Annotated in this window: 19 protein-coding genes; 13 read left to right on the forward strand and 6 right to left on the reverse strand. The window is 48.8% G+C overall.

Features of this window, described 5'->3' with window-relative positions:
- On the forward strand, nucleotides 1–183 hold a 183-nt coding region (locus NC980_RS25325), incomplete at its 5' end, for a hypothetical protein (protein WP_190375034.1).
- Here the strand turns inward: NC980_RS25325 and NC980_RS25330 are convergent.
- The 3 genes from NC980_RS25330 to NC980_RS25340 form a co-directional block, all read right to left on the reverse strand.
- Nucleotides 164–997: a dienelactone hydrolase family protein gene (locus tag NC980_RS25330; RefSeq protein WP_190375035.1), complete on the reverse strand. Its 834-nt coding sequence runs from the start codon at nucleotides 995–997 to the stop codon at nucleotides 164–166. The genes NC980_RS25325 and NC980_RS25330 overlap by 20 nt on opposite strands.
- Before the next feature lie 99 nt (nucleotides 998–1096).
- A complete protein-coding gene (locus NC980_RS25335; protein ID WP_190375033.1) occupies nucleotides 1097–1384 on the reverse strand; it encodes a Mo-dependent nitrogenase C-terminal domain-containing protein in 288 nt (95 codons plus the stop codon).
- 296 nt (nucleotides 1385–1680) lie between these two features.
- Nucleotides 1681–1851, reverse strand: coding sequence for a ssl1498 family light-harvesting-like protein (locus tag NC980_RS25340; RefSeq protein ID WP_190375032.1), 171 nt, complete (start codon nucleotides 1849–1851; stop codon nucleotides 1681–1683).
- Nucleotides 1852–2287: 436 nt separating this feature from the next.
- On the opposite strand from NC980_RS25340, the gene NC980_RS25345 reads away from it, so the two are divergent.
- The 6 genes from NC980_RS25345 (at nucleotide 2288) to NC980_RS25370 (ending at nucleotide 5789) form a co-directional block, all read left to right on the forward strand.
- Nucleotides 2288–2452 carry a hypothetical protein gene (locus NC980_RS25345; RefSeq protein WP_190376407.1) on the forward strand — a complete coding sequence of 55 codons (165 nt, stop codon included), beginning with the start codon at nucleotides 2288–2290 and terminating at the stop codon, nucleotides 2450–2452.
- 52 nt (nucleotides 2453–2504) lie between these two features.
- Nucleotides 2505–2687, forward strand: coding sequence for a hypothetical protein (locus NC980_RS25350; RefSeq protein WP_190376408.1), 183 nt, complete (start codon nucleotides 2505–2507; stop codon nucleotides 2685–2687).
- Nucleotides 2684–2896: a hypothetical protein gene (locus NC980_RS25355; RefSeq protein ID WP_190376409.1), complete on the forward strand. Its 213-nt coding sequence runs from the start codon at nucleotides 2684–2686 to the stop codon at nucleotides 2894–2896. Before NC980_RS25350 ends, NC980_RS25355 begins: the two co-directional genes overlap by 4 nt.
- Nucleotides 2897–2964: 68 nt before the next feature.
- On the forward strand, nucleotides 2965–3354 hold the full coding sequence (locus NC980_RS25360) for a hypothetical protein (RefSeq protein ID WP_190376410.1): 390 nt from the start codon (nucleotides 2965–2967) through the stop codon (nucleotides 3352–3354).
- Between the two features lie 681 nt (nucleotides 3355–4035).
- Nucleotides 4036–4890, forward strand: a complete 855-nt coding sequence (locus tag NC980_RS25365) for a metal-dependent hydrolase (protein WP_190376412.1) — start codon at nucleotides 4036–4038, stop codon at nucleotides 4888–4890.
- 476 nt (nucleotides 4891–5366) lie between these two features.
- Nucleotides 5367–5789, forward strand: a complete 423-nt coding sequence (locus tag NC980_RS25370; protein WP_190376413.1) for a hypothetical protein — start codon at nucleotides 5367–5369, stop codon at nucleotides 5787–5789.
- A 306-nt stretch (nucleotides 5790–6095) separates the two neighbouring features.
- Here the strand turns inward: NC980_RS25370 and NC980_RS25375 are convergent, their stop codons facing one another.
- Together NC980_RS25375 and NC980_RS25380 are read right to left on the reverse strand one after the other, a co-directional pair.
- Complete coding sequence (locus NC980_RS25375) at nucleotides 6096–6578, reverse strand: hypothetical protein (RefSeq protein ID WP_190376414.1); 483 nt, start codon at nucleotides 6576–6578, stop codon at nucleotides 6096–6098.
- A gap of 302 nt (nucleotides 6579–6880) precedes the next feature.
- The gene (locus NC980_RS25380) at nucleotides 6881–7495 is read right to left on the reverse strand and encodes a ParA family protein (RefSeq protein WP_190376415.1); all 615 of its coding nucleotides are present in this window, start codon (nucleotides 7493–7495) and stop codon (nucleotides 6881–6883) included.
- Nucleotides 7496–7732: 237 nt separating this feature from the next.
- On the opposite strand from NC980_RS25380, the gene NC980_RS25385 reads away from it, so the two are divergent.
- On the forward strand, nucleotides 7733–9280 hold the full coding sequence (locus NC980_RS25385; protein ID WP_190376416.1) for a heme peroxidase family protein: 1548 nt from the start codon (nucleotides 7733–7735) through the stop codon (nucleotides 9278–9280).
- A gap of 799 nt (nucleotides 9281–10079) precedes the next feature.
- On the forward strand, nucleotides 10080–10379 hold the full coding sequence (locus NC980_RS25390; RefSeq protein ID WP_190376417.1) for an RNA-binding protein: 300 nt from the start codon (nucleotides 10080–10082) through the stop codon (nucleotides 10377–10379).
- A gap of 250 nt (nucleotides 10380–10629) precedes the next feature.
- Here the strand turns inward: NC980_RS25390 and infC are convergent, their stop codons facing one another.
- Entirely contained in the window at nucleotides 10630–11118 is a 489-nt protein-coding gene (gene infC / locus NC980_RS25395; protein WP_190376422.1) for a translation initiation factor IF-3, read from the reverse strand.
- 1107 nt (nucleotides 11119–12225) lie between these two features.
- Between infC and NC980_RS25400 the strand changes: the two genes are divergently transcribed.
- The 4 genes from NC980_RS25400 to NC980_RS25415 all read left to right on the forward strand — a co-directional run bounded on the left by NC980_RS25400 (nucleotide 12226) and on the right by NC980_RS25415 (nucleotide 13668).
- Nucleotides 12226–12474, forward strand: coding sequence for a helix-turn-helix domain-containing protein (locus tag NC980_RS25400; protein ID WP_190376418.1), 249 nt, complete (start codon nucleotides 12226–12228; stop codon nucleotides 12472–12474).
- A 208-nt stretch (nucleotides 12475–12682) separates the two neighbouring features.
- Complete coding sequence (locus tag NC980_RS25405) at nucleotides 12683–12868, forward strand: hypothetical protein (protein WP_190376419.1); 186 nt, start codon at nucleotides 12683–12685, stop codon at nucleotides 12866–12868.
- Nucleotides 12861–13247, forward strand: coding sequence for a type II toxin-antitoxin system death-on-curing family toxin (locus NC980_RS25410; protein WP_190376420.1), 387 nt, complete (start codon nucleotides 12861–12863; stop codon nucleotides 13245–13247). Before NC980_RS25405 ends, NC980_RS25410 begins: the two co-directional genes overlap by 8 nt.
- A 187-nt stretch (nucleotides 13248–13434) precedes the next feature.
- Nucleotides 13435–13668 carry a hypothetical protein gene (locus tag NC980_RS25415; protein ID WP_190376421.1) on the forward strand — a complete coding sequence of 78 codons (234 nt, stop codon included), beginning with the start codon at nucleotides 13435–13437 and terminating at the stop codon, nucleotides 13666–13668.
- The last annotated feature ends 268 nt before the right edge of the window (nucleotides 13669–13936 follow it).

Consider the following 13936-nt stretch of genomic DNA (forward strand, 5'->3'; position numbering starts at 1 on the left):
CTCAGATGTGTTGCACTCTTCTGGTCGGCTGGTCTGGAAGGTGACGGACATTCCGCTTCAGTGGTTGGCTTATCCGACTGTGAGGAAGCATGGAGAGCGATTTGCGGAGACGGGATGTATTCGCAGCAAGCGGAATTGTGGGGGGCGATGTTGCGATCGCTGATTAAACTCCCTGCTGTCTAAACCATTTTTGAAGTCGTTGCCATCCGTCCTTGGCTTCTGCCTCTCGATAAGAGGGGCGATAATCCGCAAAGAAAGCATGAGGTGCATCTGGATAAACAATCATTTCAGAGTGACTACTTCCAGTTTTGAGCCGATTTTGCATCTGTTGTACCGTCTCAAGAGGAATGCCTGTATCTTTGCCGCCATACAGCCCTAGAACTGGAACCTTGAGCGTAGAGGCAATATCGATCGGATGCTTAGGGGTTAGTGGTGTTTTATCCCCGACGAGTCGCCCATACCATGCTCCCCCTGCTTTGATTTGAGGATTATGTGCTGTATAGAGCCAGGTAATCCGTCCTCCCCAGCAAAAACCTGTAATTCCTAATCGGTTAGCATTTCCTTTTGCACATTGTACTGCCCAATTTACAGTTGCATCGAGATCGGACATTACTTGAGCATCGGGGACTTTGGCGACAATAGGGCGAATTTGATCAATGCTGCTTAACTTCGAGACATCGCCTTGGCGGGTGAACAATTCAGGTGCGATCGCGATATATCCTAATTTGGCAAATCGACGACAGGTATCTTGAATATGTTCATGAACTCCAAAGATTTCCTGAATCACTAAAACAATCGGAAAGTTAGAACCCATCGCAGGCTGCGCTTGATAAGCCGGAATTGCGCCATCCGAAACGGGAATTTTGACAGCCCCTGCAATCAATCCTTTTGTATCGGTGGTAATGGTTTTGGCAGAAATAGGCTGTACTGCCAGGGCGAAGCCCGTTGCAAGGGTGGCAGTTGCGATAAATTTGCGGCGCGTCAATTCTTTTGTCATCTTCAACCACGAAGTCATTTCGTCTTGATTCTAGTGGCTGATCAATTCTCCTAGCATAGTTTAAGTTCTCTAGTCTTTTCTTTTTATCCCTATCGGTGATTAGCAATAAACCGCGATGTCTTCACCACATACATCAGCTAGGTAACAGAGCGCTTTGAACCGTAGTCCTACCAATTGCTCATAGAACGGGTTCAGCTTGCACATCGGCGGAATGTGGAGCAGAACACGACCGAAGAAACGGATATCGCGTTCAAACGGGCATTGAGCCGGAATTAGGCGACAGAAGAAATGGGCAGTTTCTGAATTACGAATCTCGATCGCATCAAGTTTTTGGGCGATCGGTCGAAGGAGGGAAGCGATGAATTTGTTGGAAGTGAGGTGCAACATGATCGGTCTCCTGAATGCCTGAAAGTGAAGCGGTATGGCGTTTATCTGATACTGATTTATACGTCTGGAATCAAGTCGTTATGCAATGAACTCGATCGCAGGATGAGTGAACCAACACGCTGGATTGACAGTATTCCGAGTTGAGTAGTGACAGTCTAATGATTGGCTGACTCATAGCTTTAACTCGTCACAAACACGAAAACCCCAGCTAAAAGCTAAGGTTTGTTTCAATCAACTCAATTGCTCAACGTCAATTGAAATCCCAGAAGCTGAGGAGAGACAGCTTCTAGAAACCTTTAGCTTGCAGCCAGTGCCATCAAAAATGTGAAGGTAATTAGCAGAACAGCGATCGCGCCTTGTGCAGCGTAACGTTGTTGCTGCTCAGAGGAAGGAAATTCAGCAAAGTACATCGTAGGTTCCGAAGCGTAGTTGTTGAGGATTCCGTCTTCATTCCGGGTGGTATACATTGCAGGTTCTCCGAGGGGATAATTTGTTGCGTTCTGTAAATTAATGTAACAGTATCGTTACAAATAGTCAACAAAATCAGATTTTTCTGATATAGAGATTCGTTCTCCCTGTGATAAGCGTTGCTGACCTGTCTTGAGAGAGCAATATTTGCAATCTGTTCCTTGCGATTGCCTCTCACCCGCTGGGGCACTTTGACAGCAGCAGTTTTGTACCACTTCATGCTGTCGATATACGAGCAAACCAATCGAGGGAAAGGAATGAGATCGCGCATTCTGGCAGTTCTCAATCAGACAGACGGGCTCACCCGCAACGAATTAGTTGAGCGCTCCGGTCTCACTTATGAGCAGGTGAGGCGACAGACCCGAAATCTAAGCATCTGGTGTAAGAATCGTTGCCTTCAGTCCGATCAATCCCAGTCGCGATGTTTTTCTCCGAATGCTGGAAGTCAAGCTAGAACTGCCCTCAGATGCTCACATTCGCAATGTGATGACATCGAAGGCTCAGAGAACTCGGATTACAGATTGGTCAGCCGAGAATCGCGGAATTGCAGCCACTCGTGGGACAGAACCCGATGATTGCGCGGAAAGTGATCCAGCGTGAGAAGTTGGGCATGAAGTAGGACAAAGTAGAACACACCCAGGGAATTGTCATCATGCCGATTCTGGTCGCTGCATTGTTCTCGTTTGCTGTGGTGCGATTTGTGGGGCGGGGAACTAACAATATGGGAACTAACAATAAGGGACTCTACATCACAGGTGGCGTTTGTTTGACCGTAGGAATGGCATTGAAGCAGTTGGGTAGAGTTTCGGGGACGCGGAGGAAGTTAGGGCAGTGAAGACTTTGGATCTGTTGCTGAAGAAGTTCGATGAGTATGGGTTTGAGGATTTTGCGGTCTTTGCCGATTCTGTTGTCGTGCTGTTTGCAAATAGCGGTCAGCTTTGCTGCACCGAAGGTGTGCGATGGGACGAGCTGCCAGGGTCGGTTAGGGCTGAGATTCTTGAATTATTAGAACGGCAATCGGAGGGAGTCGAGTATTATTCTTGAGCCAGTTTCCGACCTGTAACACTTTACTCTTGTATTGATATGAAGCAGGGTTTGGGAAACTGTGCAGGATGCAGAATAAGCAAATTTGCCAGAATGTTGCTCGCGTGGCTCTCGGTCTCGGAGCGGTCTCACTTTTGAGCGTATTGAGCGTATATGGGTACATTCAGCATCAAAAAGTAAACGGTCTTCAGCAGCAAATTGACAAGGTAGAGGATGTTAAAGATAAAGCCGCATTGGTAAAAGATCGAATAGCTCTAGAAGATACGATCGCTGGCACGCTAATTCAGGGATTCGGTGGTCTTTTCTTCGTTGTGACTGCCTATTTCTCATGGCAAAACATGAAATCAACGCAACGTAACGTATCGATCGCTGAAGATAACTTAAAGGCAACTCAACGAAACATTTTGATTTCAGAGGAAAAGCAGGTCACAGAGCGATTTACTCAGGCAATTAACTAGTTAGGAAGCGAGAAGATTGAAGTTAGGCTAGGTGGTATTTATGCGCTAGAGAGAATTGCAAAGGACTCGCCAAAGGATCATTGGACGATCATGGAGGTGTTGACTTCGTTTATTCAAGAGAAATCGCCTCTACCAGATTATGCGAAACCAACAGAACAACAAACAACGGATTCTGATAAGCCGACTACATCGGGAATTACGAAGGATGTTCAGGCAGCACTCACTGTGATTAGTAGACGAGATATACGAAACGATCCAGAGGGGGCACTTCAGAGAATCGACTTAAGCAGAACAGACCTTAGTGGAGCTGACCTCTCTGAGGCTAACCTCTCTAAAGCAAAACTCTATTTTGCCTGTCTCTATAAAGCAAATTTCACCGGAGCGAATCTTAGCAAGGCTCAATTAAATGCAACAGAGCTTAGCGGAGGATAGCTCCGCCATGCTGACCTTGATGGATCTGATCTGGATATGGCTAATTTTGGACGAAGCCTACTTGGTTTAACTGACTTTCGTGGAGCCAAGAACCTAACATCAGAACAGGTTCGAGGTGCTTTCAACTAGGAACAAGCTTACTACGACGATGACTTCCGACAAAAGCTGGGCTTACCACCCGAACAAAAATCATAGGCATCAAAACCAGTAGGGGCAAGCTAAAGACAAATCTTAGAAACCCTACACCTGATGCTCTCAGTCACCCATGCCGCGATCGCAACCGCAGGCACTTCCCTAATTCTCGGAACCGCTGACCCCTTGGCACTTCTCCTATCGCTAATCGGGACGCAGCTTCCAGATTTGGGCACCAGCACAAGTTACATTGGGCAAATCTTCTTTCCGATCAGTCGATGGCTTGAAGCACGATTCCCACACAGAACGATCACTCATTCCCTATTAGCAACCGGATTCCTTTGCGCAATCGCACTCCCAATCGGCTACTTCACCAACAATCTCCTCATCTGGTCTGCTCTGCCACTCGGGCATCTGCTAACTTGCATTGCTGACTGTTTCACCGTCAAGGGCGTTCAGTGGTTCTATCCCATTCCCGCCTGGTGCTGGAGTGTGAGCAATCCGAAACGCAGAATCACAACCGGGAAACCGGGCGAGTATTGGGTGTTGGTGACTGAGATCGCGCTTCTCGTTGTGGGGTTACATCTTGGGAGCAGTGGCGAACTCACTCAGCAGATCACAACAGCTTTGGGTATAACAGATGGAGCGGTCGAGGTCTACAACAAGAAATCCTTGACTCATCACGTTTGGGCAGACATCAAGGGGATTTGGAGCGCAGATCGCACCCGCGCCGATGGAAAATACTTCGTCGTTGCCAACGGAGGTGATCCGTTCATCGTGACGGATAGGAAGGGCGGATTCTTCAAAACGGGACAGCAGATTTTGACAGAGCGAATTGCGGCGACGATCGGTAATCCTGCCACGACTCAGTTACTAACCGTCTCCTTCACCGACGAAGAAATCGCACCGAAACTTCAGGAGATTGCAGCATCACAGCCCAAGGCTTTGATTTTGCTCAGTAGCCGATCGTAGTTGACGCGCCTAAGTCGGTACGAATTCCCATCATGCCCAACCAGCTCCAGACAGCACAGATGGTAGGGAATACGGTCAAACTTGAATTTCACCCCCTAGAACGGGTTTTTCTGGAATTGGGTGATCACTACGGGACGGGGACGATTACGCTAAAGGTTATTACTCCGCGTCTTTCCTGAAGCAATTCAAGTCATGGAAGGCTGCATCAACCATCCGTGCGAAAAGAGCACCATGAATAGTACAAGGGTTGCAATACCCAGAGCCAGAACCAGTAGGCTCCCCCAACTCGCAGAGTCAAAGGTCAATCTTTGTGTGAGGTTTCTAAGCCAATTTGTCATCTGAGCCTCCTCTCAATTGCTGAATGATTTCTGCCACTATGAGTTAGTTATAGCGGAAGAAGTTGAGAAACCTGTGAGGCTTGATGAGTGATCTGGAACGGGCACACTAACGCTAAAGGTGATTGCCCCGCGTCCGTTATGAAGCGTTTATTTCTCATCAGCCTGTTTTTCTCCGGCTGTACCGCCCAAGCCCAAAACCCAACTCCTACCCCAAGCCCTTCTCTCGTCCCCAGTCCCACAGCTTCACCCGCTCCATATACCCGAACAAAGCGCTTCACCCTGGAATTGAGCCTATCCGCGCCGGAGAATTTGAAAGTCCGTGAAGGCGATATCGTTGTGATGGGACAAGTATTAAGCGATCGCACTCGTGAACGACAACGATTAGAGGCGCAGAAAGCCCAGGTCTTAATCCAACTCGATCGACTCAAACAAGCACCGATCAAACCCCTTCCACCCAAAGCCGCGCCAGAGATTGCCAATCTTCCAACGCCATCGTTCATCGAAGAAGTAGCAGAAATCGATCACAAACAAGTCATCCTTCAGCAAGTCGAGCAGGAATAGAGCCGACAGCAGCGCAAGATTGATTTGTTGCAGGGCATGAATCCGAATGATCTCCTCCCTAGCACTCTGCCCCACGAACAAGAGAAGTTACGGCAACGAGAGCGCGATGTTAAATAAGCCAAGGCAGAATTAGAACTCTCACGGGCGAAGCTCGATCGCACCAAAGAAGACTATCAATATCGGCAATACGAACATTCATTAGAAATTAGTAAGCGTAGCATCGATATCGAACGTGAACAGCAAGAGTATCAGAGACAGTTACTACGAGCAGCAAGAGCGCGATCGTGCTCATTTCTTTCCCGCTACTTACTTCTGGCAGCGATTGAACACCCACATCGTATCGCCTAACGGCGGGTTGCGCTCAGAAAGCGAAGCCCTGCGACTGTAGTAGTCGTAACTACCTAAGTCATTGATGAAAGCGTACTTGGGCGCAGGCACTTCCCGCCCGATGCTTCTGGAAGCAGACGTGAAATTGCTGTTGAAGAAGTTGATGATAAAGCTTCTGTCCTGTCCAGCTTGCTTCTGTTTGAGGTCTGACAGAAAAATCGAGCCGTATCCATTCGCCTGCTCCACCCCAAACCGATATAACTCGCCCTGTTGAACCCGCTTAATCACAGCACTGACATGAAAAAAGGGGCTGCCTGAAACAGGCTTGCCAAACACCAACTCAAACCCTTTGCCATTTGCGTCGCGGTAAACACTTTGACTAAGAGGGCAGGTTTTGGCGAGGGCAGGGGTTGCAGCGGTAATAAAACTGAGCGTAAGCGTGAGCAAATTGAGTCTTCTCATTGAGTATCTTTGCTAGTGAAATTTTCAGTATCGGCGGTGTGAAGTGTACAGTGCCAAACTAGATGACATCGAGACAAATTTATGTCGTTGAGCAAACCCTCTCTATTCAAGGATTGCAGAAAGTGTTTGTTCAGCAACCTAGCCTTAGATCACCAGGATTGCCAAGTTGGCTTTAGGTAGAAAAGTAAGCTAGGTCTAGCTCTGCTTCTGGAACGACACTAATGTGTCTCCACGACAAACAAAAAGTCACTGTACACCTCGGCTTTTTGCGATCGCTAACGCTCCGGTTAACTTACTAGCACTCATTTCGTTCCCCAATTCTTCCAAATTTCTTTGCCCAAGGCTTCATAATCGCTCCAAGCAGAAGTGGCAGCACTACCGCGCAAATCTCCTACCGGCAAACCTTCTAATGCAGCATCCTGATAGACAGCCCGGTCTTTGATTCCCGTATGAAACACCATCAGACCGGCTTCGCTCAATGCCTTCCTCGCACTGGTTTCCCGTTTGAGACCTCGCGTCGGAAGCATGGTCAAGAGAATCCGATACTTATCATTAGATAGCGATTGTAAAACGCCTACGGTTGAGATCGTAGCCTCTAATGAAAAGATAGAAATCTCCGAAGGGATGATCAGCAAGTCACTCGCAGCTGCTAAAGGCAAAAGCTCGGTTGGATCGGTACGGGCAGGGGTATCAATAATCAGATGAACAAATGTTGATGGTTCCTGATCGCCATCCATCACAGAGAAAGCAGTTCGTTGCTGCCCACGCTCATACCAACTCAAAGCGCTTCTATTGGGGTCTCCATCCAGTAATACAACTTTGCCACTGCCTCGGCGTTTTCCTAAATATTGAGCTAAATGCAAAGCTGTAGTTGTTTTGCCTACACCACCCTTGAAGCTGGCGATCGTAATAATCATGGTACCGATTCTACCTGGAACACATTGCAATTTTGTACAAAGATCATGTTGTCAATGGTGGAGGGGCACTTGAAGATTAGTTGGTGCGAGTTCAAGTGTTTGAAAATACTACCCTTACGGGTACTACGCTGTCTAAGACTATTTCACAAAATGGAAATATCTGAGTTGAACGATCAACCTAGGTGTAATTGAGACATAGATGCCGGTTAAAACACTAGCAAATTAGAAGAGGTAACCATGGCTATCAACCGGGAGAGTAGACCTGTACAAGACGCACGGATGTTCCAGGACTCGCTCTACCGAGTCGCTGCTCCCCCAAGTGGAGCTGTGCCGGACGACTTCAACAAGTTGTTCCCAAAGTTACGTCCCTTCGCGCCGTGTGAAGAGCCATACATCTCGCGAATTGTCAAACTTGGTTCAAGGGGGGGGCTGATGGATGCCCGCGACCCTCGAGTCACTGTTACCAACCCGCTCGCCGCAAACGACGAGAAGACACCGCACCCGAATCCGACTCTGGCGAAGCGCAACGTCGACAATAAGAACCCAGACATGACCGTCGGATTTACCTTCCTCGGACAGTTCATCGACCACGATCTGACGTTCGACCCGAAGCCAATCAAGTGCGGAGAGACGGCGAGCCCAAACTTACGATCGCGGTTCTTCGACTTAGATAGCGTGTATGGTCGTGGTCCGCGGGAGGACCGGCTACTGTACGACCGTGCATCCGAGCTTGACCGGGGGGCTCCGATCAAGTTCTTCGTCGACATCGACGCCCCCCGCGACCTGCCACGAACGAGCCAGGAACGGGCTATCATCGCCGACCCGCGCAATGACGAAAACGTCATCATCTCCCAGCTCCACCTGGCGTTTCTCAAGTTTCACAACGAGGTCACCGACTACCTAGTCCCGTCATACCCATCAAAGACGCCGGACGAGTTGTTCGAGTTAGCCCGCCTAGAGGTCCGCCGACACTATCAGTGGATTGTCGTCAACCAGTTCCTCGCGGTGACTCTTGACCCAACCGTGTTCGCCGATGTTCGAGACAACGGACTGAAGTTCTACATAGCGCCACTGCGACAGAAAATTCCCCGCGAGTTCCAAGTCGCTGCCTACCGGTTCGGACACAGCCAGATCCGCCCCGGATACAAGGTGAATGTCGGGTTTGGGGCTCCCATCTTCGATGCCCGGGTTGATCCACGCGAGGGAGATCCGAACGACCTCCGGGGTGGACGCCGGGCCGCCCGTCGCTTCGTTGAGTGGGACACATTCTTTCAATTCGGGACGAAGGAGATCGACCCGGACACAGGGTCCGTTCGGGACAAGGTCAAGAAGAACAAGCGAATTGACCCGTTTATCTCCTCGCCGATGTTCGACCTGCCAGTTGGTCCAGGACTGGTTGATCCGGGCGATCCCCGCGTGTCGCTCGCAGGGCGGAACCTGGAGCGGCATCTTCAGCATGGTCTCGCGTCCGGACAGGACATCGCCAAGGCGTTCGGTTATACCCCGCTGACGGCAACCGAGTTGCAGGAACTTAAGGATCTTGAGTTCGACACCAGCACACCGCTCTGGTACTACGTGTTGAAGGAAGCCCTGCTCCAGCAGGGTGGAAAACGGCTTGGACAAGTTGGTAGCCGAATCGTCGCCGAGGTGTTTTTCGGACTGCTAGAAGACACACCGGGGTCCTACCTCAAGGCACCGGGTTGGAAGCCAACGCTGCCGCGGCGGGACGGAACCACCGGCGATTTTACGATGACTGATCTACTAACCTTTGCCGGAGTGGCATAACGCGTTTCTCAAGGTGACCAGGTCCTGGTGCCCTTGTGTGCCCACCAGATACGCAACCAGTGCGGACAAACCTCCTCAAACTACTATGAATTAACCGTTTCAGCCCTTGGCGATCCCTTCGACATTGGTGCCTGTTCAGAACAAACTCGTTCCGAGCTCATATTTGAAAGTGCTGCCACTACCACCTTTGGTAACTTGTCGATCACGCAAGTGCGATCGACAAGTTCTAACTCAGGAACAAGCCTGAAACTCTTTCTAGGTAATCTCTTCAGCGGTTACCTTTGCACTGGTTGCGCATCTCGTGGGCATACCTAATCATTGACCACTTATCACGGCATGATGGAGCCAGGCTTATTGTATGAGTTTCCTTCACTGACATTAACTTCCAGGGACCCGAAGGAGTCTTTAGCCTAGAACAAGTAGATGGGTTGATCTCGGTGTTAGAAAACATCCGCGCGGCTGCCGCAGCCCAATGACGAAGTGAAATCAGTGCGAGTAGTCTATGTTCTGATTAACCTAACAACACCCTATTGCCACATGTGCTGAAAATCATAATTTTCTTAACAATCATGCCAGAGCCAGCGTGCATATAGGATTACTGAACTTCCTTATAGATCTATCGACTGATTGAAGGAGTAAGCGCTTCACAAGCTGTCTTGAAGCGTTACAATAACAGAAGAGAATTAGACATCGGTTGCAAGCATTTGTTTCTAGTATTAGCGAGTTTTCACGTTTTTCCATTGACAGACTTCTCTCCGAAATTTGGCTCTCTGCATTCCTTTAATTTTGGAGACGATTTATGTCAATCTATGTAGGCAATCTGTCCTATGACGTTACCGAAGCTGATTTAACGTCTGTGTTTGCAGAATATGGATCAGTAAAGCGAGTGCAGCTTCCGAGCGATCGTGAAACTGGGCGGATGCGCGGCTTTGGTTTTGTAGAAATGGGCGCAGATGCTGAAGAAACGGCTGCCATTGAAGCACTTGATGGTGCAGAGTGGATGGGTCGTGATCTCAAGGTCAATAAAGCAAAGCCGCGTGAAGAAGGCGGTGGTCCATCAGGTGGACGCAGAAATGGCAGCTTTTCTCGTGGCTATTAATGGCTGAGTTGAAGTCAGCGTTTAGTTTGTCAAACATCTTGTCGTAAAGACTTGATATGACGTTAAAGGGGTACAAGCATCGTTGCTTGTACCCCTTTCTTGCTGCCTATTCAATTCAAGTACTCAAGGCTTGAGTTTTTGTCGAGTCAACTTCATCGATAACAGATTGCTGCACCGAAGCGGATTAATCATCGGGTTAACTACAAAGTTTAACAACGCTTGGTGAGCTTAATCGGAACGATTTCTTCATTTAGCCTGGAGCTACCTGCACCGTTAACGCTCGTTTATCTAGAGATTGAACTTTACCCGCTTTAGACAGGTCTGCAACAATCTGGTCGAGCAGTCCAGTGGCGCGATCGCGATTTTGGTGTTCTCGCCCCCGCAGACGTACCCGAAATTTGACTGAATCGCCCTTTCCTAGCCAATCGACCGCTCTAGTAATTCGCATGCCGTAGTCCGCTTCACCAATATTAGGGCGCAGCCTTACTTCTTTAACGGTAGTCCTAGCACTAGAATGCTGACGCTTTTTCTGTTGGTACTGATGCTTACCGTGGTCTAGAATCTTAGCCACTGGAATCTCCTTGCCGTCAGAAACGACCACTAGATCCAGATCGACGTTTTCAGCAAGCCTTAGAGCCTCACGAGTGTCTATCAAACCACGATTATTGTTCTCATGGTCGATCAGAAGAACCTGAGCACATCTGATTTGCTGATTAATGAGTTGTTTTGTAGCGATAATATTTCACCTAAACTTGGGATACTTAGCCTTCGCTAATAATACTAGGATAACGAAAGACTGACTGAGGGGAGCAGTCTCGATGAAATCAAAGCCAGAATAATGCCGTACGTCTTTACCCATTCCTAACTCATCGTAAAGCCCCTGGCTTCTAGCCACGGAGAAGTTTACTCCTCAATACACTGCTCTAACAAAATTACTACTTTTGGCAAGCTCTTTAGAAGCCGCTTGCCCTTGCGACTGGTAGACAGATTAGACTGAATTTGCTTGAGTTTGGCAAGAGCCTGCTTCAAAAGTGCGACACATGTTGCACTTTTCAAAAAATAGGTTGTGAATTAGATGTTTTGATTACGCGAACAGAGAGGAGCAAGAAAGCAGTGCAAAGGTCAAAAGGGAAAACGTCTTGAGCACGATCTCGACAAGTTGCGGTCAGAAGGTTCTGTTGTCCAAGGTACTGATGGCTCTCCGAGTTAAACTTGCAGAGGAAGCCGTGCGATAACGAGCTTCTATTTTCGGTGTAACTAGGGCGCGGTTCTAGCTTCACTACACTCATACACCTGAGCAGAGGAACTATTGCGATCACCTTTTCGTTGCTACATAGATATTACAAACCTGGACTAAATCTGGACTGCTTAGCATACTACAACGGTACTGAAACCCGCACTCCTTCGTAGTGCTCACTATACAATCTTAGTTCAATCTAAAATCACTCAAGTTTAAGCTGTAAAGGCGATTGAACTGTTCTCTTCACACCGGAACTTCTGCGGACCCCGCAGAGACTCAGCCACTATCTGTTTAAGTCTTTTGCACAGTAAGCACGGAATATCGAGCTATTACAAAAGTCAGACTAGACGTTGATAGCTATCCTTTGTCGTCGCTACAGCTATATATCGAGGTCTCTTTTGGGTTTGAGGGCAGTTTGTACCGGGCGCAAAGCTTACAAGTAGCCGTTATCTATTAAGCCAATCGAGCCATCTTAAGCACTGTTCAAGGAAAACGTCCTCAACGGCTTGAATCACCCCAATCGGAACCTGCTTTCAAACTCTTTCTCAGGGTTGTAGGCTGCGTTATCCCGTCTGTCCTAGGGTGATACAAGTAATCGGAGTAGCAATGACCCTGACAACATCCTTGTCCATCCCAGACTTAATCCGTCAGCTGCGGCAGCATCTCAATCTGTCGCAGGAGAAGTTTGCAGCCAAATTGGGCGTGTCTTTCAAAACCGTGAATCGGTGGGAGCGGGGACATAGCCTGCCTTCACCGATGGCTCTGAAGCTGATCGAAGCTCAACTGAAAACACTTGGGGAACCTGGGCAAGTCCTGTTACGCCGGTATTTCTTAGAGGGAGAGTTGGATGCCTGAATCGAGATCGTTCGTTAGTTTGGAGGATATCTTTATTACCGAGGTCTTAGCCCAGAGGCCGTCCAGAACCCCTAACTTACAAGCTGAAACGCAGGCTTTCCACACGCTGGCGCGGCAACTTGCAGAACACCCACAAACGATGCTAAGAACCTTAGTGGCCTGAGCTTCTCAATTCCTTAAAGACATCCCGAGCCCCATCTATACAGTCATGACAATCAAAGAAGAAATCCTCAAAGAGCTCGATCGCATTCCTGAAGATCAACTGCCCGCGCTGCTCGAGCATATTCAACAACTGAATGCGGGTTCTGTCAGTCGCAAGGAACGATTTACAACCGCGCTGCAAGATTCCCTAACAGAAAACGCAGAGTTGTATACACGACTGGCCGATGCCTGAGTTTCTGACGCTAGAAGAAGTGATTCAGACCCATGAGGCGATTCTTGAGCAGTTTGGCGGTGCATCTGGTGTCCGCGATCAAGGCCTACTCCAATCCGCGCTGGCTCAACCGCAAGCAACTTTTGCCGGTGAACTGCTGCATCTAACTCTGTTCGATCAAGCCGCCGCCTATCTCTTCCACTTGGCGATGAATCATCCGTTCCTCGATGGGAATAAACGCACTGCCTTTGCTGCCGCAGATATCTTTCTGCGATTAAACGGATTCAGACTGAATCTCAGCCAGGATGAGAAATTTGAATTCGTCATTCGAGTTGTAAGCGGCGGGCTTGATAAAGAAGCCGCCGCTTACCTTGAACAAGTGTCTGTACCTCGCTCTTAATCCGGCGCGCCCGATCTGAGTCCAGACACTAATCGATTCCACAGATTTGCAATCGCCTAACGACCTACGCTATTAGTTGAGATAACGCACCGCGTTACTCGAACATAAGGCATTAAGCAAAAACCAAACAAAAGCCGCTCACCCATCAACCGGGAGCGGCTTTTATTATTTACAACCCTGAAAAGTCATGCTCGAATCGACCCGTAAACTTCTGCTCGACACTGCCATTGAATTCGACCGCGCCGTCACCCTTGGACGTGAAACCTGCGTGACTCTGCGCGATGGCGTTCCCTGTGAGCGCTGTTATCGTCGCGCCCTCAATCAGATCAGAACCGCAGCACAACCTCAACCCGATAATTCATCAGTCGGCTCCCAGGAATATTTACAGCCGAAACCCAAGCCACGTCAACGAACTGCCTAAACAACGTCCGCCGCGTCGCCGGGTCTAATCTCTGCCAATACTCAGGCATCCGGTAAATATGACTCAACGACCTGAACGACTCACCGGCGTAGTTCGTCACAATCTGCGTCTGCTCGTCAGCCGTCTCCAGTGAGCGAATCTGAGCGTCTACTTTCTGCAAAATTGCATAAACTTCGGCAGGTGATTCTCACGTAACTTCGGCACCCGATTCTCAGTTATCTTCGGCAGGTAATTCTCATCGAACTTCGGCACCACGCTTTACACTGCG

The sequence above is a fragment of the Leptolyngbya sp. AS-A5 genome (genome assembly GCF_039962495.1).
Classification (GTDB): domain Bacteria; phylum Cyanobacteriota; class Cyanobacteriia; order Leptolyngbyales; family Leptolyngbyaceae; genus Leptolyngbya.

Excerpts from the sequence above, each read along its gene's own strand:
- NC980_RS25335 (WP_190375033.1), bottom strand. The coding sequence starts at position 1,384 with ATGTTGCACCTCACTTCCAACAAATTCATCGCTTCCCTCCTTCGACCG.
- NC980_RS25375 (WP_190376414.1), bottom strand. The coding sequence starts at position 6,578 with ATGAGAAGACTCAATTTGCTCACGCTTACGCTCAGTTTTATTACCGCT.
- NC980_RS25370 (WP_190376413.1), top strand. The coding sequence starts at position 5,367 with ATGAAGCGTTTATTTCTCATCAGCCTGTTTTTCTCCGGCTGTACCGCC.
- NC980_RS25415 (WP_190376421.1), top strand. The coding sequence starts at position 13,435 with ATGCTCGAATCGACCCGTAAACTTCTGCTCGACACTGCCATTGAATTC.
- NC980_RS25380 (WP_190376415.1), bottom strand. The coding sequence starts at position 7,495 with ATGATTATTACGATCGCCAGCTTCAAGGGTGGTGTAGGCAAAACAACT.
- NC980_RS25360 (WP_190376410.1), top strand. The coding sequence starts at position 2,965 with ATGCAGAATAAGCAAATTTGCCAGAATGTTGCTCGCGTGGCTCTCGGT.
- NC980_RS25365 (WP_190376412.1), top strand. The coding sequence starts at position 4,036 with ATGCTCTCAGTCACCCATGCCGCGATCGCAACCGCAGGCACTTCCCTA.
- NC980_RS25390 (WP_190376417.1), top strand. The coding sequence starts at position 10,080 with ATGTCAATCTATGTAGGCAATCTGTCCTATGACGTTACCGAAGCTGAT.
- NC980_RS25345 (WP_190376407.1), top strand. The coding sequence starts at position 2,288 with ATGCTGGAAGTCAAGCTAGAACTGCCCTCAGATGCTCACATTCGCAAT.
- NC980_RS25330 (WP_190375035.1), bottom strand. The coding sequence starts at position 997 with ATGACAAAAGAATTGACGCGCCGCAAATTTATCGCAACTGCCACCCTT.
- NC980_RS25350 (WP_190376408.1), top strand. The coding sequence starts at position 2,505 with ATGCCGATTCTGGTCGCTGCATTGTTCTCGTTTGCTGTGGTGCGATTT.
- NC980_RS25340 (WP_190375032.1), bottom strand. The coding sequence starts at position 1,851 with ATGTATACCACCCGGAATGAAGACGGAATCCTCAACAACTACGCTTCG.
- NC980_RS25405 (WP_190376419.1), top strand. The coding sequence starts at position 12,683 with ATGACAATCAAAGAAGAAATCCTCAAAGAGCTCGATCGCATTCCTGAA.
- NC980_RS25410 (WP_190376420.1), top strand. The coding sequence starts at position 12,861 with ATGCCTGAGTTTCTGACGCTAGAAGAAGTGATTCAGACCCATGAGGCG.
- NC980_RS25400 (WP_190376418.1), top strand. The coding sequence starts at position 12,226 with ATGACCCTGACAACATCCTTGTCCATCCCAGACTTAATCCGTCAGCTG.
- NC980_RS25385 (WP_190376416.1), top strand. The coding sequence starts at position 7,733 with ATGGCTATCAACCGGGAGAGTAGACCTGTACAAGACGCACGGATGTTC.